Source organism: Bradyrhizobium sp. USDA 4503 (assembly GCF_054055815.1).
In genome coordinates, this window is record NZ_JBSRXS010000001.1 from 1755931 (window position 1) to 1775487 (window position 19557).

The 19557-nt window shown below is 61.7% G+C and carries 25 protein-coding genes; 2 read left to right on the forward strand and 23 right to left on the reverse strand.

The features are described 5' to 3' along the window. Positions 1-111 precede the first annotated feature (111 nt). The 3 genes from ACVMIH_RS08520 to ACVMIH_RS08530 form a co-directional block, all read right to left on the reverse strand. Positions 112-1011, reverse strand: a complete 900-nt coding sequence (locus ACVMIH_RS08520) for a hypothetical protein (RefSeq protein WP_456861331.1) — start codon at positions 1009-1011, stop codon at positions 112-114. Positions 1012-1368: 357 nt separating this feature from the next. Next, positions 1369-2394, reverse strand: a complete 1026-nt coding sequence (locus tag ACVMIH_RS08525) for a methyltransferase (protein WP_456861333.1) — start codon at positions 2392-2394, stop codon at positions 1369-1371. A 314-nt stretch (positions 2395-2708) separates the two neighbouring features. Then, positions 2709-3173, reverse strand: coding sequence for an SgcJ/EcaC family oxidoreductase (locus ACVMIH_RS08530; RefSeq protein ID WP_456861335.1), 465 nt, complete (start codon positions 3171-3173; stop codon positions 2709-2711). Positions 3174-3530: 357 nt separating this feature from the next. Here ACVMIH_RS08530 and ACVMIH_RS08535 point away from each other — a divergent pair, with 357 nt between their 5' ends. Then, positions 3531-4949 (forward strand): adenylate/guanylate cyclase domain-containing protein, encoded by a 1419-nt coding sequence (locus ACVMIH_RS08535; RefSeq protein ID WP_456861337.1) that lies wholly within the window; start codon positions 3531-3533, stop codon positions 4947-4949. 178 nt (positions 4950-5127) lie between these two features. Here ACVMIH_RS08535 and ACVMIH_RS08540 read toward each other — a convergent pair whose 3' ends face one another. The 18 genes from ACVMIH_RS08540 to ACVMIH_RS08625 all read right to left on the reverse strand — a co-directional run bounded on the left by ACVMIH_RS08540 (position 5128) and on the right by ACVMIH_RS08625 (position 18268). Continuing rightward, a complete protein-coding gene (locus ACVMIH_RS08540) occupies positions 5128-6207 on the reverse strand; it encodes a reprolysin-like metallopeptidase (protein ID WP_456861339.1) in 1080 nt (359 codons plus the stop codon). Positions 6208-6567: 360 nt separating this feature from the next. Beyond that, positions 6568-6957, reverse strand: coding sequence for a cupin domain-containing protein (locus ACVMIH_RS08545; RefSeq protein ID WP_456861340.1), 390 nt, complete (start codon positions 6955-6957; stop codon positions 6568-6570). Positions 6958-7156: 199 nt separating this feature from the next. Continuing rightward, complete coding sequence (locus ACVMIH_RS08550) at positions 7157-8581, reverse strand: DnaB-like helicase C-terminal domain-containing protein (protein ID WP_456861341.1); 1425 nt, start codon at positions 8579-8581, stop codon at positions 7157-7159. Continuing rightward, the gene (locus ACVMIH_RS08555) at positions 8578-9669 is read right to left on the reverse strand and encodes a DUF7146 domain-containing protein (protein ID WP_456861343.1); all 1092 of its coding nucleotides are present in this window, start codon (positions 9667-9669) and stop codon (positions 8578-8580) included. Before ACVMIH_RS08555 ends, ACVMIH_RS08550 begins: the two co-directional genes overlap by 4 nt. Further along, complete coding sequence (locus ACVMIH_RS08560; RefSeq protein WP_456861345.1) at positions 9666-10019, reverse strand: hypothetical protein; 354 nt, start codon at positions 10017-10019, stop codon at positions 9666-9668. The genes ACVMIH_RS08555 and ACVMIH_RS08560 overlap by 4 nt, the downstream gene beginning before the upstream one ends. After that, positions 10016-10822, reverse strand: a complete 807-nt coding sequence (locus tag ACVMIH_RS08565) for a hypothetical protein (RefSeq protein WP_456861347.1) — start codon at positions 10820-10822, stop codon at positions 10016-10018. Before ACVMIH_RS08565 ends, ACVMIH_RS08560 begins: the two co-directional genes overlap by 4 nt. A gap of 1 nt (position 10823) precedes the next feature. Further along, positions 10824-12800: a DNA cytosine methyltransferase gene (locus ACVMIH_RS08570; protein ID WP_456861349.1), complete on the reverse strand. Its 1977-nt coding sequence runs from the start codon at positions 12798-12800 to the stop codon at positions 10824-10826. After that, complete coding sequence (locus tag ACVMIH_RS08575; RefSeq protein WP_456861351.1) at positions 12797-13006, reverse strand: hypothetical protein; 210 nt, start codon at positions 13004-13006, stop codon at positions 12797-12799. Before ACVMIH_RS08575 ends, ACVMIH_RS08570 begins: the two co-directional genes overlap by 4 nt. A gap of 3 nt (positions 13007-13009) precedes the next feature. Beyond that, positions 13010-14128, reverse strand: a complete 1119-nt coding sequence (gene dnaN / locus ACVMIH_RS08580; protein WP_456861352.1) for a DNA polymerase III subunit beta — start codon at positions 14126-14128, stop codon at positions 13010-13012. Beyond that, positions 14125-14697 (reverse strand): hypothetical protein, encoded by a 573-nt coding sequence (locus ACVMIH_RS08585; RefSeq protein ID WP_456861354.1) that lies wholly within the window; start codon positions 14695-14697, stop codon positions 14125-14127. The genes dnaN and ACVMIH_RS08585 overlap by 4 nt, the downstream gene beginning before the upstream one ends. A gap of 5 nt (positions 14698-14702) precedes the next feature. After that, a complete protein-coding gene (locus ACVMIH_RS08590) occupies positions 14703-14936 on the reverse strand; it encodes a hypothetical protein (protein ID WP_253640042.1) in 234 nt (77 codons plus the stop codon). A gap of 9 nt (positions 14937-14945) precedes the next feature. Next, positions 14946-15515, reverse strand: a complete 570-nt coding sequence (locus tag ACVMIH_RS08595; protein WP_456861356.1) for a hypothetical protein — start codon at positions 15513-15515, stop codon at positions 14946-14948. Between the two features lie 58 nt (positions 15516-15573). Then, positions 15574-16194: an MT-A70 family methyltransferase gene (locus ACVMIH_RS08600; RefSeq protein ID WP_456861357.1), complete on the reverse strand. Its 621-nt coding sequence runs from the start codon at positions 16192-16194 to the stop codon at positions 15574-15576. Next, a complete protein-coding gene (locus tag ACVMIH_RS08605) occupies positions 16191-16592 on the reverse strand; it encodes a helix-turn-helix domain-containing protein (protein ID WP_456866405.1) in 402 nt (133 codons plus the stop codon). Before ACVMIH_RS08605 ends, ACVMIH_RS08600 begins: the two co-directional genes overlap by 4 nt. Beyond that, positions 16592-16945: a LexA family protein gene (locus ACVMIH_RS08610; RefSeq protein ID WP_456861359.1), complete on the reverse strand. Its 354-nt coding sequence runs from the start codon at positions 16943-16945 to the stop codon at positions 16592-16594. The genes ACVMIH_RS08605 and ACVMIH_RS08610 overlap by 1 nt, the downstream gene beginning before the upstream one ends. Continuing rightward, entirely contained in the window at positions 16942-17181 is a 240-nt protein-coding gene (locus tag ACVMIH_RS08615; protein WP_456861361.1) for a hypothetical protein, read from the reverse strand. Before ACVMIH_RS08615 ends, ACVMIH_RS08610 begins: the two co-directional genes overlap by 4 nt. Further along, positions 17178-17753 carry a GcrA family cell cycle regulator gene (locus ACVMIH_RS08620; protein ID WP_456861363.1) on the reverse strand — a complete coding sequence of 192 codons (576 nt, stop codon included), beginning with the start codon at positions 17751-17753 and terminating at the stop codon, positions 17178-17180. The genes ACVMIH_RS08615 and ACVMIH_RS08620 overlap by 4 nt, the downstream gene beginning before the upstream one ends. A 239-nt stretch (positions 17754-17992) precedes the next feature. Next, complete coding sequence (locus tag ACVMIH_RS08625; protein ID WP_456861365.1) at positions 17993-18268, reverse strand: hypothetical protein; 276 nt, start codon at positions 18266-18268, stop codon at positions 17993-17995. Here ACVMIH_RS08625 and ACVMIH_RS08630 point away from each other — a divergent pair. Then, a complete protein-coding gene (locus ACVMIH_RS08630) occupies positions 18243-18764 on the forward strand; it encodes a hypothetical protein (protein ID WP_456861367.1) in 522 nt (173 codons plus the stop codon). The two genes, ACVMIH_RS08625 and ACVMIH_RS08630, sit on opposite strands and share 26 nt — an antisense overlap. Before the next feature lie 8 nt (positions 18765-18772). Here the strand turns inward: ACVMIH_RS08630 and ACVMIH_RS08635 are convergent, their stop codons facing one another. Then, positions 18773-19309 (reverse strand): GIY-YIG nuclease family protein, encoded by a 537-nt coding sequence (locus tag ACVMIH_RS08635; RefSeq protein WP_456861369.1) that lies wholly within the window; start codon positions 19307-19309, stop codon positions 18773-18775. Positions 19310-19312: 3 nt separating this feature from the next. Continuing rightward, positions 19313-19555 (reverse strand): helix-turn-helix domain-containing protein, encoded by a 243-nt coding sequence (locus tag ACVMIH_RS08640; protein ID WP_456861371.1) that lies wholly within the window; start codon positions 19553-19555, stop codon positions 19313-19315. Positions 19556-19557: the final 2 nt, after the last annotated feature.

Below are 19557 nucleotides of genomic sequence, written 5' to 3' on the forward strand. Positions count from 1 at the left end.
GATCGACGTCGACCAGAAGGAGACCGTATTCACGCCAAACCCGCTGTTTCGTTTCCAGGGGGGTCTCACGGGTGTTGGGGGCAAACCGTCCAAGCGACATCGATCCAACCCCTACTTCCGCAAGCCCATGCCGGCAGCGGTCTTCAACCGCCGTACCGCGTCCCATGTCCGGTCGATGATCTCGACACCGTCGTAAAGCCTCACCAGCGCGTTCAGCGCGATCCGGAAGTCGGAGTTGTTGGTGCGATGCTCCTCGCCGCCATGCATCCGGACGTCCTCGCTGCTGCACTCGAGACCGATCCTGACGAGGAGGATGTCGAATTGCCGCTGGCCGAGCCGGCGCTCCACCTCCCGGAGACGTCCGCTGGCCTCGAGGGCGATGGTGTGCGAGGGCGAGCCGCCGCCGCCGCCATCGACCTTGTCCTGCAGCGCGAAACCTCGCGACCCATGGAAGGTCGCCAGATCGAAGTCGCGCCGAAAGCGATCCGCAGCGCTCTGGCGTAGCTTGTCCTCGGGATCCGCGGCCCCGCGCTTCTTGGACTCCGTGAGATTGAGGTGCGACGCCCGAACCGTGTCGACCAGCACGTTAAGCCTTGGATTTTGGGGATCCGGGATGGTGTGCTTGCGTCGGCCGCTGGCGAGGCGCTCGGCCTCGTCTGCCGCCTTCTGCTCTTTCTTGGTGAGCGGCCTGCCCCAGAGATTCAGCGGGTCGGTCGAGTCGACGGTGGCGCTACGGTAGCCCTGCTGGAACAGCTTGTTTCGGTGCAGGGCTTCTTTGACGCGGCGAGCGCCCTCGGTGTCACGATCCATCAGGTACTCGACCACGAGTTCCTGGACGATGCGCTGCCGGCGGCGCGTCTCCTCAAACAGGAGCTGGCCCTCATAGGTCAGGCCCTTGTATGACTCCATCGGCCGCGCGCGCCGAATATCGCGCATGAAAGCGCGGGCTCGTCGATCGCGCTCCTTGTCGACGTGTACCGTCGCGACATCCGTGATTTGTGATCGAGACATTCCATCCTCCACGCAGAATCACGGATATGTTTTGCGGGGGTGATTTGTCTACGATTGCAAGCGGAAAGTTGAAGCGCCGTCCACCGAACGATCTGCTTTGCCGGGGTAATCCCACGAGCCGGCAATTCCGGATTCATTGGATATCGAACTCAGTTTCAATGCCAACGACCCACGATGCAAGGCAGCCGGCGATCTAACCAGGACTTCCGGTTACCCTCAAAGAGCCGACCTTCCGGTGGTCATGCGGACCCTAAGGGCCCAGCTGTGGACTCATGCGCCGCAGCATAACACTATTCCTCACGGCACGGCCGAGCAGCGAAGAAGCCCCTAAGGAGCGTTAGATCTCACGTAGATGTTCTACTTGTAAGCCACCGCTGCACTTGCAGGTCCCGCCAAGCGAATAATCTCACAACGGCTAAACCCTGCCTCTTTGCACCACTCGGTGAATTGGGCACCGGTGAAGTCAAACGCTTCGCCAAATTCGATCAGCATGTTCAGCGACATCATGAGACCGAAATCGTTTTGCCTGCGCTCATCGTCGATGATGTTCTCGATGGCGACCAGCGCGCCGCCGACCGGCAACGCGCGGTAGGCCTTCGCAATCAGCATCCTCTTGTTCTCGAGATTCCAGTCGTGAAGAATCATCCCCATCGTGATGATGTCTGCTTTGGGAAACTCGTCAGCAAAGAAGTCGATCGTTTCGGCAGTGATCCGGTCGCCTAGATTGCGCTCCCTGACCCGCCGCTCCGCGATCGGCCGCACATCGGCTAGATCGCACGTCCAGCATCGCATATGCGGATGCCGCGCCGCGACGGTGGTCGAAAGCTGCCCGGTGGCGCCGCCGATATCCGCCAGGGTCTTGTATCTGGAAAAGTCGAATTTCTCCGCGAACGCCATGAAATTGCCCATGGAGATGCCGCTCATCGCGTCCATAAACTGCTCCAGGCGCGCCGGGTCTGAATAGAGCGCGTCGAACATGGACTTGCCTGTCTCCTTGATCTCGTTTTGAGGCTTTCCGGTTTGCAGCGCCGGCGTGAGATCGCCCCAGAACCGATACAGACGCGCGTTCGCCATTTCGAGTATCCCGCCGATGTATTGGGGACTCTGCTTGACCAGGAACAGCGCGGTCGAAGGGGTATTGCTGTATTTGCCGGTTTCACCGGCGCCATCCCTTTGCAGCAATCCGAGCGCGACCAGGGTGTCAAGAAAATCATACGTCCCACGCGGATGCAGCCCCATGGCGTCTTGCAGTTCAAGGCCGGTTTTGGGACCGTCGGCAAGCCGCGAGAACAGCTCCAGTTCCACGGCGCTCAGTAACGTCTTGGATGGCCAGAATCCAAAGCCAATTTGCAGTATGTGATCTGGAGTGATTTCGCCTTGCAATTGGGCCTCCCGCCACTGCCCCGATATGCCCAGCGAGCAGTATCATAAATACAAATTACGTAATTGAATTATAGAAACGCTGCGCTTTTACGGGAGAAAAGTCCATCAAAAAATTGCCAGGGGCTACGGTGGTCGGCAATTCGAGCATCGAGATCGCAGTAGTTCGTCCGCTGTGGGTCACGAGCGTCGTTTTTGTCTGTTCGCCGGATGTCTGCTCATCCCCTAATAGCAGCGGAAAAGCAGACCTCCGCCAAACGCTGCTTCGGGCCAGAAGCGGGCATGGCGGCGTTCGCCGCTCGCCAACCTTGACGAACTTACTTCGGTGGCGAAGGCAACGCCGAGGAATGGTGATCGACGATGAGCCAGCGATCACCGTCCTTGACGTAGGTGAAACTGTAGCGCGCGGGTAAGCTCTTCGTCTCGCCGTCCTTAACCCAAGAGAAGGTGTAGTAGCCGGAGTTGACCGCAGCGTTGCCGTAGACGCGGATCAACTGATCGCCGAAGTCTATCTTAATGCCGGGCACAGCTTTGGCAACGCCAACGAAATACTCGCGCACCGCCGCCCGGCCAGACCGTATTTTCGGTGCCGCCGTACCCCAGAGCACGGCATCATCCGAATAGAGCGATGATACATTTTCGGGATCGGTAAGTGCCTGTCCCCATGCTGAGGTCGCCGCCGCTACCTCCGCTTTCGGTTCGGCCAATGCACTGGAAGCAAGAAACAATAACCCGATGCTCAATGAAAAGAGGGCGCTTGCAATTCCTTCGGACGATCGCATGACATTACCCTTCGTTCGAGCGAACCACCAGGTCCTTGGAGAGGATGATATACGCCCGGCCAAGTGCACGAACTGTAGCATCGAAGCACCCAGCCGGCACTCTGTTTGGGTCAGAATGTCACCCCAAGGCGTGTCTCTCATCGCCGACCCGTCACGACGCTCTGGGCCATACGTCGCTTATGGATCAAGAGCCGCCCAAAGCGACCGAGTCGGGTGACTTCCGGTTGACCTCGGAGAACCGACGTTCCCGGAGCCGACATCGGCCGCCATTTGGCAAGGGGTAATTCTGGCTATACCTGCCCTTCCATAATTGTGGCCTGACCCGATAGGATGCGCCTCCGGACCCCCGGGGGAGATATGGCGCGGCTATCAAAAACGAGAGGCAAGAGGGGCGCGGCGAAAACCCGCCAGGCGAACTCTACGGGCGGACGCAAAAAGCCCATTAAAAATGGGCGCCGCATTTCTCCGATCTCCGATGTGACCAAAGAGTTGCAGGAGGCCCGCGAGCAGCAAGCGGCTACGGCCGAGATATTGAAGGTCATCGCGAGTTCGCCTGGCCAGCTTGGGCCGGTGTTCGAGGCCATGCTGGAAAATGCCGTGCGCATCTGCCGCGCCAGTTTTGGGACGCTACTCCTGTACGAAGGCGACAGGTTGCGGCGAGTGGCGCGAATGGCCGCGCAAAGCGTGCCGCAATTGTATGCGCCCGACCAAGAAACGCCGCCACACTTCATCGCGCCGTTTGATGGGGTGCCTTCGCTGCGGCGCCTCGTCGAGACCAAGGCGCTGGTTCACATTGCCGATATTGCGACAGAGCATCCCGACGATCTGATCTACAAGGTCGCAGCAGCCCGCACCGTTCTGATTGTGCCGATGCTCAAGGAGAGCGAGCTTGTCGGCGCCTTTGCCGTCTACCGCAAGGAGGTGCAAGAGTTCAGCGACAAGCAGGTCAAGTTGCTGGAAAATTTTGCTGCACAGGCGGTGATCGCGATCGAGAACACGCGGCTGCTCAAGGAACTGCGCGCCCGGACCGATCAAGTGGCGGAGCTTAATCGGGGACTCGAAGCGCGTGTCGCCGAGCAAGTCGAGGAATTGGGCCGGGTCGGACGTCTGAAGCGCTTCCTCGCTCCGCAACTGGCCGAACTGATCGTCTCGCAGGGAAATGAGAAGATCCTCGAAAGCCACCGCAGCGAGATTGTCGTCGTGTTCTGCGATTTGCGCGGTTATACCGCCTTCACAGAGAAAGCCGAGCCCGAGGAGGTGTTGGGTTTCCTGCGCGAGTATCACGGCGCGCTAGGTCCGCTCGTCAGCCAGTTCGAGGGGACGCTCGACCAGTTCTCCGGCGATGGGATCATGGTGTTCTTCAACGACCCCGTACCGATCCCCGACCCGGCCGAGCGCGCGGTCAAGATGGCCATCGCGATGCGCGAGGCTGCGTCGTCGCTGACCGCGGCCTGGCGCGAGCGAGGTCGTGAGTTGGGCTTTGGCGCTGGCATCGCCCAAGGTTACGCGACCCTGGGCCAGATCGGATTTTCCGAGCGCTCCGGATACACTGCGATTGGCACCGTGTGCAATGTGGCGGCGCGGCTGTGCGGCGAGGCCAAGGACGGCCAAATTCTGCTCAGTCAGCGCGTCAATGTGGCACTCAAAGGAAGCGTTGCGACTGAACCTTTTGGCGCGCTTGCTTTGAAGGGTCTCACCCAGCCGGTCGTTACCTACAACGTGCCGCTCACGGCAGGCCAACCGGCTCTCCGCGTTATCGACGGTGGTAATCATTGAATGGCCAGTCAGCAGGCGGAGCCCGGAATTGGCCCAACGTGTCATTTGCTGCGATTGCACAAAGGCCGTCGGTAGCGGAGCGAAGCGGACATTGGCAAAGCTTTATGAGTACGCGCCCTAGGTGTTCCCCGAAATGCGGACCATACCAGCCTTGCCCTTGAAAAAGGACCTCTAGTTGTTACCGGAATTTTTCGACGGCAGGTGCCGATTGGCATAGGACCTCCAAGTTTTCGGAGCGACCGTCACCAAGCGGCTCCCAGTTCTTGCCGAGGAGTACTTGCGGAGACGAGTACGAATTGATCCTGGTGCAATTGTATCCTTTGTCCGAACAGGCGTTATTATATGCCATGATGCTGCGAACTTTTAGATTATGAAGCACGAAACCATGATTATAACTCCCCGCGCCGTCCACATATGCATCGTGCCGCATACCAAAATTGTGGCCTATCTCATGCGCTAAAGAACGGTTGGTTAGGCAACCATAATGAACGAGACTATATCCATACTGGTCCGCTCCGGGTTGCGTACCTTCATTGAGATAGCCGATCCCGCAATTACCTGAATTGGGATAGTTTCCAATCACCGAAACCAGGTCAGCTCTAGCCGCATTGCGGAGCGACGAAATCGATGTGGATAACCTGATAGATTGCAAGTCGTTCTTCATGTCCGCTGACTCTACGAAATTCGTTCGCTGCAAATCTGCAATTCTAACCGTTACGCTAAAGTTTCGTGTGCCAAGCGCCATCTGCATCTCATCGAACGCAGAAACAATTGACGCGCGAATGTCGGCGGAGTTGGCTTCCGCGCTCTGCGTGTAAAGCAATAGTATGTCAATAAAAGCTTCCGGCTTAGTCGGAATGGGGAACGGCAAGGGTGCATCGCACTTGGTCCTAAGGCGGAGGGGCGGTGCTACAGCGTTAGGAGAGACGATGTAATCGTTCCCCTCAGGGAAGCTATTTGCAATAATTTCTAGTAGCGCATAGGTCCCGGGCGTACTTGTGGGCTGTAGAGTGTACGTGCGGGAGCTGCTCTCAATCTTCATCACCCCGGACTTGTCGGGACGAAAGGTGAAACGAAGGGTTCCTGCGTCGCTGAGGTCGGCCGTCCACTCGCGGAAAGCGGCGTGAGAGACCTTGTTCGAGGTCGAAGTTGCCGTCAACTGATTGGATGAACTGAGGTTCAAGATGAAGGGTCGGGGCATCCCCAAAGAATAGTCTAACTCTCCAATCACATCAGGGTTCAAGCGCACCAGCCGCATGAGTCGTGCGTGCGACGACCGGAGCGATGCAGCAGGCGGGCGATCTGTTGAGTTGGACGGCAGGAACAGATATCTCGGCGGCTGGGGTGGTCTTGCGCAACTCTGCAGAACGAACGACAGGGTTATAAAGCTCAGGATGATGCATGTCCTACCCTGTGGACCACGTCTCATGGTTCCCCCCGAATAGTTCGAGCGACCAACCAACTATATACCGGATGCGCCGCACGCGGGTAGTCGATCACTTTTAGGTTGTTTGTCTAAGCTCCCGTTTGTTCGGCGGTAACCTACCCTTGGCTCGATGTCGCTTCGGATCAAAGGGCGACATCAATCAGGCTCCGACGTCCGGGCCAGAAGCGGACGTCAGTTTCTAGGCGCTGGCTTATCGTAGAGGGGCTTGCCTTTATCGACGATATGCACCGTCAGAAGTTTCAGCGTCTTGTCGCCGACCACCTTGTATGCCCCATGGGGCACATCCCGAACATTCATCCCGACGGTGCCAGTCGGAATCGGCACCTGCTTTCCATCGGGTAACTCGATAAGACCCCCCTCAAGGAAGTAGTACGACTCGTCACCATGATGAATATGCAGCGTCGATGCCTCGCCGGGCTTTATCTCGCTGATGCTGGTGACGATTTCCATGTTCGTGCCCGTTAGCTCACCTCGCTTCAACTCTTTTCGAAACGGGGAGTCCTGTGCACCTGCCGTGGTCACGAACATTGAAGCCAAAGCGGCTGCGATTATGACCTTCATAGAAAATATCCTTTTGAAAAAAATGCGGCTTGTCTGGGTCTGCCCTTCCCACCTTGTCGGAATTTACACCTATCGGCAAGGTAGTGCTGGAGGGCAAATGGTGAATATGTCGGCGCCGCTGGTCAAAAGCCGCCCGTAGCGGCCGAACCGGGGAGTCTCGAAGAGCCGATCCTCCGGGCGGAGGACAACCGGCTAATCGTCAGAATGGTATTTCCTCTCGGCTTGCATTGCCCCCGAACAGCATCCGCGGCCCGTTGAAATCGATTTCTTTCCACTTGCACCCGGTACCGCTGCGGTTCTTGAAGACGGCGAAGGCCGCCTTGTCTTTCCAGATGTCGTATTCCCTCAACCAGCGATCGCGCTGTTCTCGTCCCTTCGGGTTGTCTTCCCCCGCCGGCTCCGGCTCGTTGTCGCGGAGCCAGATTTTCGGGATCGTCAGGCCGATAATGATGTCGCTGTTCTCGACGATGAGGCCGCCGCCGTATATATCGCCGCTGCCGAATTTCCAGCTGGGCGAGCGCTGCCCCTCTCGCGTCAGTTGGGCCAGCTGCCACACGACGCCGTCGAGTTCCTTGGCGAGATCCTTGGTATAGGCCGACGCATATTCGACGGTCCGCACGATGTTCCAATGCTCCTGCTCGGGCTCGACCAGCTTCAGATGGTCAATGCAGAATTGCTTCACGCCGTACCGGCGCTTCGCCTTCCGGAACTCGTTGCCAATCTGCTTGATCGTCATCCGGCTGCGATCTTGGACCCAGACCTTGATGGACTCGAGTTGTTCCTTCGCCCGTCGGATATCGAGAAACTCCTTCTGATTGAAGTCGCCGCTGATCTGCTTCTTGACCGAGACGCCGGACAGTGACGCGATGTCGCGATAGGCGATCTGCTCTGCCGACATTTCGAGGCTCAGCGAGAACCCCGGGAAAATGCTCGTCTCGTCCAGAGACGGCCCGGCATTGTCGCGCAGGATCTGCGCCATCAACGCCGATTTGCCGTGGCCTGATGGCGCCGCCAGCGTGACGGTCGTGCCGCCGACTATTGGACCGAGAACCTCGTCCAGCTCCGGGATCTTGGTCAGGACACCAACGGCGCGCTTGCCGCGGTGCTCGTAGGCCTCTCCGGCCTTAGTCATGGCGCTGGTGGCGGCGTCACCCAGCGTCACGGCGTGCCGCACCCGGTCGTGATCGTCGACGACCCGCAGCAGGTCGTCGATGTCCTGACGCGTCTGGTCGAAGGTCTTACCCGGCGCCGTGGCGATCTTGCCGAGCTCGACGCGCGCGCGCTCGCGCCAGGCCAGAACGATATCGTCTACGAAGTCGAGTGCGCTGCTGACGTCCGAGGCCTTCTCTATCAGCACCGCCAGGACGGCTTCGACCGAGCCGATGCCTTCGAATTCTACCGGCAGCTTTGACTCGAGCAGCGACAGGCTGAGGCCGGGCCCGTTGAGGCAGCAGTCCTCCACCGCAGTAAAGATGGCGCGGTGATGCGGGAGTGTGAATTGATCGGCGTGCAGCCGGTCCGAAACCGCCCAGAACGACTCCGCCGCCCCGAGGATCTTTCCAATGACGGCTTCTTCGGCCCTGATGTTTTGGGTCGGCTTGTTGGGTGTCTCGCGGCGGCTCAAACGTAAGTCTCCTGGTGCCTGCGGACGTTCCAGATGTCGAGGTAATCGGTTCGCATGCGTGGTTCGGGCTGGCTGTCGTGCCGCCTGCCGACCACCACCATGCGTTCATGAAGTTTGCGGACCGCGGCGCGGCCCGCCGGCTCGGTGAGAACGAGGTCGCCGTCTTGGCGGCGCCACGGCTTGTCGCCGTCCGGGAATGACGTGATCCGCTCCACCTCCATCGGTGGCTCGAAGCCAGAGACGCCGCTGGTGCTGAGCCCAGCCCAAACTGGATGGCGGTAGCGAACCAGCGCGCGCGCCGCCAGGCAGGTTTCCAGTCCCTCGCCGAGACCGATGTGCGCCGCGACGCCGCCGATCCGAACGGCCCCGCCGGCAGCAACGCCGGCGCCGATCTTGGCCTTGTCGACCGGCGCCTTGGCGGCCTTCGCTGGGTCGAGGTGGATTTTCCAAATGGCCGTCAAGTCGCCGAACACGTCATCGACACGGCAGACCAGCGTCGGGAACGAGAGGCGGGTGTCGAGGTCATAGGCCACACTGCGGTGGAAGCGAAGACAATCATCCCAGCCGCCGGGCGGGACCGGGATGCCACGGGCCAGCAGATACGCCTCGGCGTGCGTCCCGGCGATTGCGATTGCTTCCGCCCAGATCTCGGCCGCAGTGCGCTGGCGCGCCTGAACATGCTCAGCGGCCCGGCGGTCATCCGCGGCGCGCTTCTCCGCGGCTTCGGCCTCGCGATCCTCGCGCCTCTTCCGTTCCTCCGGCGTCTCTTCGCGGGTGCGATCGAGCCCGACGAACTCGCGGGCGCGGTCGAACACCTCGGCGTTGGCCCGGTGGTTGCCGTTCAGGCCGTACGCAAACAGGTTGATCTCGTCGCCGCCGATACTGGCCGAGCTCCTGACCCAGGCGCCGCGGTCGTACTTTCCAACCTTGCCCAGATAGACGACGAACGAACCGAGATCCTTCGGCGATGCCGGCGCGCAATAGGCCAGCTTGCCCTTGGTCACATGACCGGGCCAGAAACGCTTCAGCACCTGCTCGAGCATCTCGTTCAGACGCTTCTTGATCTCGGCGGTGTCTTCTCGCGTCATGCCTCGACCTTTGGCTGGCGGCGCGGCGCGTCTTCGGCGCCAAATGCAGCCTTGATCACGACATCGTCCTTGATCCGGTGCCAGAGCGTATTGGCGGCGGTCCACGTCCGCTGCCAGGCATCGAAGAACTTGGCGCGTTTTGGCGAGCGCTCGATCGCGTTACCGCGCTTGTCATAGCGGCGCTGAAACCATCTCGCCCGCGCGCGCAGCTGCTTGTGGCGGTTGCGCATAGCGACTTCGCCCATGCGCCAGTGCCGGCCGCACATGATCGTCACGTCTCTGGTATCGCCGGCCACGCGCTTGAAGGTCCGTCCGCAGCCCGGGATGCAGCACCTGATGCGGTCTGTCACAGCAAGTTCTCCTGCGTCGGCTCGGGCGCTGGGGCCGGCGGCGGCGCCAGCGGGTCGGCCTGCTTCCAAGAATCGAAGTCCGCGGCTATCTCGTCGTAGACGCGCGGCTGCTGGGCCTTGAAATTCGGAAAGCCCATGGAGGCGCGGTAGACGCCGCCGTCCAAGACCAGCCAGCCGGCGCCCGACGGCAGCCAGCGGCGGTGATCGATGTTGACGTGCTTGAAATCGGCGCGGACGAGGAAGCCCCGCTTCTCAAGGATGGCGATCTTGATCGCCGCGATCTTCCAACTGGTCAGTTGAACCGGTGATGGCGCGCCGGCGTCGACATCGGGGACGTAGTCCGGAAGCGTGTGCCGCTTGGCCGGCGCCCACTCGTACCATTCCTTGTCGTTGGTGCCGTGCCGATCGCCCGGCAGGCCAGGCTCGAATGCTTTCGGTTTCCATCCATAGTAGGTTTTCTGCCCCTCGACCTGCTCTTCCGACCGGACGTAGATGATGGTCAGTCCTATGTAGCGGCAGATGCGGTCAAATCCGCCCTGCGCATTGGCGGGCACCAGGACGGCCCGGCAATCTGGGCCCGGGTGATCAGCGTGGAAGGCACCATATTCCTCAAGCGCCTGGGCGATGACGTCGGTGTCGAGCCGAAGCTTTGCCTCGATGCCGATCTGGAAGCCATCCGCATTGCGGACCAGTAGGATGTCCCACCCGCAAGTCTCCGGGTAAGCGGTCCATCCCTCGGGCAACGAGAAGATGAACCGCTTGCACAACGCGACTTCGATGGCGAATGGCTTCGTCTTTGCCATGTCAGGCGCTCGCCCTGCGCCTGACCAAGGGCTCGACCTTCGGCTTGACCGCGGCATCCGCCATGATCGCGGCGACCTCGGCCTTCATCAGCGACACCGAGACTGCATTGCCGATCTGCTTGATCCTTTGGGTCTTGGTGCCGGCGAATTCGTACTCGGCCTCGTCTTCGTTGAAGCCCATCGCCGCGGCGAGCTCGTGCGGCTCCAGCATCCGGAAGAGGATGTCGTATTGCGGAGTCGCCTCAACGAGATTGACGTGGCCGGTGGCGGTGATCGCCGGGGTTGGCTCGGCGATGTCGTGCACGCGTGGCGCCTGCCCTTCGCGCTCGCCGAACTGTGCCGCGATGAATGCGAGTTCCCCGCGTTTGGCCGTTGTGACGGTCGGAATAGGTTCATCGAGATCCCGCACGCGATCGCTGCGGTCATGGTGGGTAACCGGCATAACCATGGCGAACTCGCCGCCTTTCGCCGTGGTCAGGGTCGGCAGAGGATCGGCGACATCACGGGCAGCATTGCCGCCGTGCGTGTGGGTGACAGGCACCACCACGCCGAACCGCCCTTTTGACGTGACGGTGTCCAGCGGCTCCTCGGCGCTCTTGCAAGTCTCGCCCGATCCCGACCCGTAGTAAGGCGAGATCAGGACGTGGCTCTGCTTCGCGACTTGGGTCGGCGTCGGCTCATCGACCGATCGCGGCGCGCCGCCGGCGTGCCGAGACAGCATGAAGGGCTCAACCAGGTAGCCGCCGCCGCAGTTCGCCGTCGGAGCCGGATCAGCTATCGAGTGCGCCCGGGTCTCGGCGAAGCCGTCGCCATGGCGATTGAGGATGAACGGCTCGACCGCGTTACCGTTGATCTCGGCCATCATCTGATCGAACGAAATCACGGGAGAGACCAGCATCGGCCGCGCGCAACCCGGGTCATCAGATCCGGCGCCGCCAGTGGTAATCGTGGGGAGAGGATCATTCGCCGGGCGGGTCGCGCCGCTACCGGTTGCCAGGACGAGCGGCTCGGCGAGCCCAATTCGGGCCTGCGTCATCACCGTCGGTGCTGGGTCGTCTACGGATTGCGCGTCCCGCCGGAAATTCTGCTTCAGCAGGATCGGCTCGGCCAGTGCCATGTGGAGGCCATTTGCCGCGACAGTCGGAAGCGGCCGGTCGAGGCTCTGCCCGTCCATGTGGTTGCGGAGAACGACGAGGAACGGTTCCGGCCAGTTGAACTTGACCGCGCCAGCATAGATCCGGGCCAACGTCTTCGGCGCCAGCGGCTTCGGGCGGTTGAAGATCGACCGGCCCTTGAGCGACCAGTCGATGATCTCACGCGCCGGCTTCCACGGCTTGATGCCCGGGAAAAGCAAGGTATCGTCGGCTCGCTTGGCGTGCGTCAGCGGTGCCCAGGCCACGATCTTGCGGTCGTTGCGCGCCTTCAAAATGAAGCGCTGCCGGGTCGTCGCGTCGCCGTAGTTCGCTGCGTTGAGCTTCCGCCATTCCGGTTCAAAACCGAGCCGGCGGATCGTGTCGATCCAGAGGGCAAAATACTCGCCCTTGCGGCTCTTGATCGGCTTGCCGGTCCGCGGATCGACCGGGCCCCAACTGATGAACTCCCAGACGTTCTCGATAATCAGCCGCTTGACGCGCAACTCGGTCAGCCAGGTCACGATATGCCAGGGATCGGAGCGCTGCTGGTCGGACGTCGGCTTGCCGCCGCGCGCAACGGAATGATGTGTGCACGTCGGCGACGCCATCAGGAGATCGAGATATCCCTCCGGCACGATGATGTGCGGTCGAACCGCGGCTATATCTTCGCAGTAATGCCGGGCGAGCGGATGGTTCTTCTTGTGCGTCTCGATCGCGACGCCCCAGTGATTGACACAGACCAATTCCATCTCAAGCCCGAGCTCGGCGAGAGCCCGCGCGCAGCCGGTGGACGAACCACCGGCACCGCAGAGAAGGTCTGCAACGAGAATCTTGCGGCGGCTCAACTCAGCGCCTCCGCGAGATTCTGGGCGAGATCAGCGACCGACACGACCTTCGACTCCGGCCGGCTCGGTACCCTCACGCCGGCGTCAAGCGCGACGGTTTCCGCCATCCCGACATACTGGACGCCGTGATAGTCTGTTGTGCGGACGCCGTGCTTCCGGAGAATGCCCGGCAGCACGGTCTCGATTTTCTTGGCATCGATCCGCATCGGTCACACCCTCATCGGCATGAGGACGTACAGCGAGCCTTCGTCCGTCCCGCGGAAGATGGTCGGCGAGCCGGGGTCGGCAAGATTGACGTTGACGGACTCGCCCTGGACCTCGGCGAGGATGTCGTGCAGGTACCGGCTGTTGAAGCCGATCTCCATGGCGTCCCCGGTGAACTCGGCCTCGAGCTCCTCGGTGGCGGCGCCGGCGTCGGGGTTGGTGACGTGGAGCGTAATCTTGCCCTCAGCCAGCGACACCTTCACGGCGCGGCCGCGCTCGCTTGAAATGGTCGCGACGCGATCGACAGCATCGAGCAGATCCTTGCTCCCGATCTTCAGCGTTTTCTCGTTGTTCTGTGGGATGACGCGGCCGTAGTCCGGGAAGGTGCCGTCGATCAGCTTCGACACCAGGACGATGTCGCCCGAGGTAAACGTGATTTTGCCCTGGCTGAGCTCGACCTGGATCTCGCCGTCGGTCGACGCGAACAACCGGTCGACCTCGCCGACCGTCTTGCGGGGGACAATGACACCGGGCATGCCGGCAGCACCTTCCGGCAAGTCAACGTCAACGCTGGCCAACCGATGGCCGTCGGTCGCCACCGCGCGCAGGTGGTTGACGTTGCCTTCCTTGTGGGTGTGCAGGTAAATGCCGTTGAGATAGTAGCGGGTCTCCTCGGTCGAGATCGCGAACTGGACGCGCTTGATCAGCCGATGCAGATCCTTCGCCTGGATGGCGAACGAATGCGTCATGTCCCCAATGCTGATGTTCGGGAAGTCTGACGGGGGCAGCGTCTGAAGACGGAACCGCGAGCGGCCAGCCTTCACAACAACGACCTCGCCTTCCTGCTCGATTGTGATCTGCGAGCCGGCCGGCATCTTGCGGACGACGTCGTGGAGCAGCCCGGCCGGGACGGTTGTGCTTCCCTTCGCGGCCACCTCGGCCTTCACGGCGTCCGTCATCTCGATGTCGAGATCGGTGGCGCGGAGGCGGATCCTGTCCTGCTCCACATCGAGCAGCACGTTGCTGAGGATCGGGATGGTATTCCTCTTCTCGACCACGCGGGCCACGCGGTTCATGACTTTGACGAGCGCGGAATGCTCAACGATTGCTTTGAAGGCGGTCAAAACGGTGTCTCCTTTCGGGATGGGGTGAGCGTCGGTTCGAATAGATCGCCGCGCGGTGCTGCGAAGCGCGGGTCCAGATGGCCGCGAAGCCACCAGGCCACGCCGAGACTCTCCGCGGCGTCGAGGGAGGCGATGGTTCGGTCAATCAGTTGCGCGTAACCGAGGGACGTTTCCTTGGTCGCGCGGCCGTTGCCGGTGAAGGCCTTTCGCCACGTCCCCTGATTGACGTAGATGAATGGAACGTCATGGGCGGCGAAGACCTCCTCGGCGATCGCGCACAGCCCGTAAATCCGCTGGAATGTCTTCATCGGCGGCCGCGTCGCCGCCGGCTCCGGGTTTTCCTCTGTGGGCTTTCCCTTGAGCTCGATGTCAGTGCGCAACGGCTCTTCGGCCGCGCCGTGCTTGACCTGATTGTCCTTGATGATCTGGTAGAGCGTCTTCCGGAAATGCCGGAACACCTGCCCGGAATTCTTGCCTTCCCAATGGAAGGCCCGGGCCCAGACATAGCGTTCGCCGTCAAGCAGCGTGATGCCTGTCGTGGTCGCGATATCTAAGCCCAGGATCTTCATCGCGATCAGGCGGCCTGAATCGCGGTTTCGTCGAACCAGCTTTCGGTTTGCCTGCCGTCGCCGGCGCGATAGCGAACCAGATAGCTGTTGACATGGTCCTGATACTCGGCACGGCCGATGACGGTGCCTTTCTCGTTGCTCTCGATCATGCTCACGGTCGCCTTCAGTTCGTACAGAAACGGCTTACTCTTCACGGTCTCTCCTCCATGGTTTCCGGCGGCGGAATTGCCGCCGGTCATCTCGGTCGATCAGGCCTCGTTGCCGTCGTCGCCTTCGCCCTGCTCGCCGCCGTCCGGCGTCGGCTGCGGCATGGCCATGATGGCGTCACGCTCCGACCGCGCCTGGCGGTATGCCGCGAGCCACGCCTGTCCCTTGATGGATCCGGTCTCGTACGGGTTGTCGGATTCCTTGGAGCCGGGCTCGGTATCGAGTCTGAAGCCGGCGGCGCGGCCCTCGCGCTTCGCGCGCTCGTCTTCCGGTGTCGGGCCGGTGCCGCGCATGCCGAAGAGCTCGTACTGGCGCGGGCTCAGCGTCTTGCCGAGCAGGCCGAGGTAGAAGCCGGCCCGCTCGACCTCGGTGCAATAGGCGTCGATCGCCTCGTCGCCGCCCTCGTACAGCTTGATGGCCAGCTTGGCTGCATCGTTGTTCATGCCCTGCTGCGAGGTGATCGCGAACACACCGCGGAGCCGGTTCTTGACCGTGTTGTTGGACTCGTTCGCGACCTTCGCTTCCGCCTGGGCGGAACGAATGCGGGAGAGATTGAAAGCGTCGAGCGCGCTCTGTGTCGGCTCGTTTGGTCTGTCGGCAGGCGTCGTCATGGGCTTCTCCAAGTTGGTCAGTGGGTGATGAAGGCGATGGGTCGTCTCGAGCGCCAGGTCATGCCGGCGCCTCGAGCAAGTCGAATAGCGGCGTCGGTGCGATCGTCTTGACCTTGGGCTGGCGGATCAGTCGGCCGTTTCCATCGACAGTGCCGACCTGATTGCCCCAATGGACGAAGCCCTCATGGTTCTCGCGCGAGAACAGACAGCAGCGATCGAGTCCTGGCGTCTTCTGCCGCAGGGTCTCGTACCACTCCTTGGGCTTCTGGCTGTGACCGCGGGCTTTACCGACGATCTCGCCATAGAACGTGTCGTGGATCTGGCACTCGTCCCCGAACACCCCGAGCAACACAGACTCGTGCATGCCGCGAGATCGGTAGCCGGTACCGAGACGATGCTTCGGCCAGAACAGTTCGGTCTTGTACCGCGCGCCCCACTTCTTCAGCAGCAACATCGACTGGTCGAGCGTCGGCGGGCACGCCCAGAGCGTGATGATGCCATTCCCGCGGACCAACTGCCCGACGGGTAACTTCGCCAGATCGTCCCATGACATGATGCCGTATTGGGCTGACGCAGACTTCGTGTTGCCCTTGTCGGAATAGAGCTTGAACTCGGTCGGCGGATCGACATCGACCACGTCGAACCCGAACATCTGCAATGGGTCGAAGAACCAGGTCATGCGCGCCCCTCGCGAGTGACAAGCGAGTTGGTCACGATCTCGCGCGACGCCGGCGTCAGCCCATAACCGAGGCTGCGGCGGGTCTCGATCTTGACATCGAGGTGCTTCAACTTGGCCCGCAACCGGCAGATGACCACCTGCACCAGGTGCGCGTCGGCAGTGGCGCTGCGGGAAACCATGGCGCGCAGCAACACCCCGCCCGACCGGATGCCGTTCGGTGCGGTGTAAAGCGAATGAAGTGCCCTGGCTTCCTGCGGAAGGAGATCCCACACCCGCGGAAAGACGATCTGCTCGGCCTCAATCAGGCGGCTGAGGTGGATATTCTCAGCCTCCAACTGCGCGACACGCTCCCTGAGCCGCCGGATCTCGAGTTGATCGGGTGTGACGCTCAGCACCATCACGACTGCGGCTCCATGAAATAGGCCCGGAGCGCCTCCTCAGCCGCGGTGCGTTCCGAGATCCGGTGTTCTTTTGCATAGGCACGGATGGCTCGGCGAACCTCCGCCAGCGGTCGCACCACGAGGCCGTCGCCAACGCCTGGCTCCGGAAGGCTGAGCGTTCGCGCCTTTCCGGGCTCGCGCAGCAGCGCGCCACGTTCCACGATGCTGTCGATCAGGTGTGAAATCGTGCCTCGGCCTCGGATGCCAAGATGGTCAGCAATCTCCCGATAGGACGGCGAGGCTCCGCAAGCATCAATCCGGTGCCGGACAAACTCCACGCACTGCGCCTGGACATGCGTAAGGCCCATCATCGTGGACCTCCCGCCGGCAGCGTCGGTTTGATCACCTCATCGGCGTACTGGGAGAAGACCGCAAATGCCTTCTCGCGACCAACCGACCCAATGAGATACGCGGCGATCGCCTGAAGGTGGGCATCAACCACCATGGCGGCGACGTCCTTGCCGCCGGCATGCTCGACCGTCATCAAGGAAACGACGCATTCCTTGCGGGCATAGTCCTTCATGATGGTCGAGGCGGCGGGCTTCATGACCATGACGTGGCCGCCCTCTGCGCACGGTGATGGTCCTGAATCCGTGCCGCACGCTGTTCCTGGGTCTCCCTGCCCCGGCGGCTCTGCGCCGGCTGATAGGCCAACCGGGTATGATGGGCGCAGTACGGGAGACCGACGAGCGCGCGACCGTTGCAGAAATAGAAATCCGACGTCGCAGGATCTCCGATCGGCCAGCGACAATCGCCGTCGCGAAGATCGAGAATGCCCTTCCGCTGATCTTGCGGAACGTTCGGATCGAAGTTGGTCGCGTTGCCGGCGGCATCGTCCCACTTTTCAGCCGCGGGCTCGTAGGGTTGCGCTAGCACCTGGCGGATGATGGTCTGCCGGCGCGGCGGCGGCGCAGGGCCGCGCCGCTGCTTCGGCCCTCGGCTTTCCCGAACCGCTTTGGGCCGGCTGTTGGCCAGCCCGAGACGATGAAGCTTCCCGATTACGGCGTTGCGGGTAACATGACCGAGTTCCGCAGCGATCTGCGAGCACGACAATCCGTCCTTATACAGCTTCTTCAGCTGCGCGACCCGCTCATCGGACCAACTGGACTGCCTCGTCATCGGCGCGCCGCCTTTTTCCGCTCAGCGCGGATATCAGCGAGCGGCCTCAAGCAGCGGCCATCGAGCCACTTTGAAACGTCGAACCACCAGCGTGCGACTGCAATCCAGTATTCGCCGCATGTCATGCAGCGGTTGCTAATGGCGACGGCCCGATCGGCCAGGAATGGAAACACCGAGAAGCTCGCTTGATTGATGCGCCGCGATACCGCGCGGCTCGTAGCCTGTCCGACCGCTCGCTCTCAGCGTCGGCTCAACTCCATGTGGATTTGCCGCTCGTCCGCCTCGCGCCGCACCCGCTTCACTTCGGCCTCCGCCTCGGCAAGGCGGCGCTCGAGGATCTGCCGCGTCAGCCAACGCTCGCGCGTCTCCTCCGGGATGTGAGCCCAGAGCGCGTCGATGCATTCGAGGCCTTCGGGCCCCGCGCAGACATTCAGAAAATGTTCGATGTCGATGACGCGATTGCTCGCGGTCCAATTGTCGACGGTGCCCATGGAGCACTTCGCGCGCGCCGCCATGGTCTTTCGGAAGCTGCCGCCGGTCATCGCGTTGCGACAAACCCGAATGATTTCAGCGGTGATTTTTGCGGCTCTTACGTTCGTAGAAATCGGTTTGCACGAACGTAGAAGGGGTTCGTTTGCATTGATCGAAGCGGCAAGCGATGCTGTTCCCATGATGAATGCTCCCTTTTTTCACAAACACAATTCGAGCGTCGCCGTGGTGCCGACGCCTGACAAAGATGACGACTGGGCGCGCGCCGCCCTGGCCGGAACACGAATGCTGATTGCGGAAGAATGCTTCGATGCGATGCTGCAGATGCTGATCGATGCCGGCTTGGTGCCGAGGAGCTGCGCGGCGGTCATGCTCGACCGCCTTTCGGAGAAGCTGCTGCTGCACGCCTCTGAACGCACGGATACACACTGGGCCATCCGCAAGCCCGAACTGATCGACCAAGCGACGAGGTTGTCGACGAAAGCCGCGACGCTGAAGACTGTGATCGGCGGCATGTCATGATGCTGACCTCATGCCGCCTGCTCCGCGGGCATGTCGCTCGCGGCCTGTTTCAAGTTAGCTCGGTAGAGTTGCTCAACCGTGGCGCCGCACAGCGACATCAGGAGCGCCCAATGCCAGTCTCGGATTCCGTTGCGCCGCCACTTGTGGACCGCATCGACGGTTATGGCTCCTTTGGAAGCCGCGGCAATTTTGGCCGGACCGCCGGCAGCCCAGATCACGTCGGCGATCGACGGCTGGTCTGGCAGCAGCCGCTTCTCGCCTTGCTGCTCTGGCCACTTGTAGATCCCGGCAGCGAGCTCACGGATCGCGCGCAAGAGCGCGCCATCAGCCTTGAACCATTCTCCCTCGGTCCGGAGATCGGCGAATATCTGATGAAGCTTGGCTTCCTCGGCCGTGGTTCCGCTGACGGTCGCGAGGATAACGATTGGCCAGGGGCAGCCCGTCTGAAGCTTTGCGATCCTCTGCGATGGCTTGCCGGCGGTGAACCCGATCTTGATCGGTCCATCGCGCCTCGCCTGAGCAAAATAGATCGTCGGGGACGTCATGCATCACCCCTCGACCGCGCCAGCATCAGCCTCGGACTCGCGCTCCTGCTCGATGACCGGCAGGTCGACGAAATCGTTCGGCGTGACCTCGCCGGCGGTGACCTCGAAGATCTTGATGAGGGTTTCCTCGTCCGGCATGCGCTTGCCGGCCGCATAGCGGCTGACCGCGGCCTGGGACTTCCCAATCCGGTCCCCGACCTCTTGGTGGCTAAGCCCCTCGCGGGCGATCCAGTCGCTGAGTTTCATAG

Excerpts from the sequence above, each read along its gene's own strand:
- ACVMIH_RS08520 (WP_456861331.1), bottom strand. The coding sequence starts at position 1,011 with ATGTCTCGATCACAAATCACGGATGTCGCGACGGTACACGTCGACAAG.
- ACVMIH_RS08530 (WP_456861335.1), bottom strand. The coding sequence starts at position 3,173 with ATGCGATCGTCCGAAGGAATTGCAAGCGCCCTCTTTTCATTGAGCATC.
- ACVMIH_RS08535 (WP_456861337.1), top strand. The coding sequence starts at position 3,531 with ATGGCGCGGCTATCAAAAACGAGAGGCAAGAGGGGCGCGGCGAAAACC.
- ACVMIH_RS08540 (WP_456861339.1), bottom strand. The coding sequence starts at position 6,207 with ATGCGGCTGGTGCGCTTGAACCCTGATGTGATTGGAGAGTTAGACTAT.
- ACVMIH_RS08545 (WP_456861340.1), bottom strand. The coding sequence starts at position 6,957 with ATGAAGGTCATAATCGCAGCCGCTTTGGCTTCAATGTTCGTGACCACG.
- ACVMIH_RS08555 (WP_456861343.1), bottom strand. The coding sequence starts at position 9,669 with ATGACGCGAGAAGACACCGCCGAGATCAAGAAGCGTCTGAACGAGATG.
- ACVMIH_RS08565 (WP_456861347.1), bottom strand. The coding sequence starts at position 10,822 with ATGGCAAAGACGAAGCCATTCGCCATCGAAGTCGCGTTGTGCAAGCGG.
- ACVMIH_RS08575 (WP_456861351.1), bottom strand. The coding sequence starts at position 13,006 with ATGCGGATCGATGCCAAGAAAATCGAGACCGTGCTGCCGGGCATTCTC.
- ACVMIH_RS08585 (WP_456861354.1), bottom strand. The coding sequence starts at position 14,697 with ATGAAGATCCTGGGCTTAGATATCGCGACCACGACAGGCATCACGCTG.
- ACVMIH_RS08590 (WP_253640042.1), bottom strand. The coding sequence starts at position 14,936 with ATGACCGGCGGCAATTCCGCCGCCGGAAACCATGGAGGAGAGACCGTG.
- ACVMIH_RS08595 (WP_456861356.1), bottom strand. The coding sequence starts at position 15,515 with ATGACGACGCCTGCCGACAGACCAAACGAGCCGACACAGAGCGCGCTC.
- ACVMIH_RS08600 (WP_456861357.1), bottom strand. The coding sequence starts at position 16,194 with ATGACCTGGTTCTTCGACCCATTGCAGATGTTCGGGTTCGACGTGGTC.
- ACVMIH_RS08605 (WP_456866405.1), bottom strand. The coding sequence starts at position 16,592 with ATGGTGCTGAGCGTCACACCCGATCAACTCGAGATCCGGCGGCTCAGG.
- ACVMIH_RS08610 (WP_456861359.1), bottom strand. The coding sequence starts at position 16,945 with ATGATGGGCCTTACGCATGTCCAGGCGCAGTGCGTGGAGTTTGTCCGG.
- ACVMIH_RS08615 (WP_456861361.1), bottom strand. The coding sequence starts at position 17,181 with ATGAAGCCCGCCGCCTCGACCATCATGAAGGACTATGCCCGCAAGGAA.
- ACVMIH_RS08620 (WP_456861363.1), bottom strand. The coding sequence starts at position 17,753 with ATGACGAGGCAGTCCAGTTGGTCCGATGAGCGGGTCGCGCAGCTGAAG.
- ACVMIH_RS08630 (WP_456861367.1), top strand. The coding sequence starts at position 18,243 with ATGGAGCACTTCGCGCGCGCCGCCATGGTCTTTCGGAAGCTGCCGCCG.
- ACVMIH_RS08625 (WP_456861365.1), bottom strand. The coding sequence starts at position 18,268 with ATGGCGGCGCGCGCGAAGTGCTCCATGGGCACCGTCGACAATTGGACC.
- ACVMIH_RS08635 (WP_456861369.1), bottom strand. The coding sequence starts at position 19,309 with ATGACGTCCCCGACGATCTATTTTGCTCAGGCGAGGCGCGATGGACCG.
- ACVMIH_RS08640 (WP_456861371.1), bottom strand. The coding sequence starts at position 19,555 with ATGAAACTCAGCGACTGGATCGCCCGCGAGGGGCTTAGCCACCAAGAG.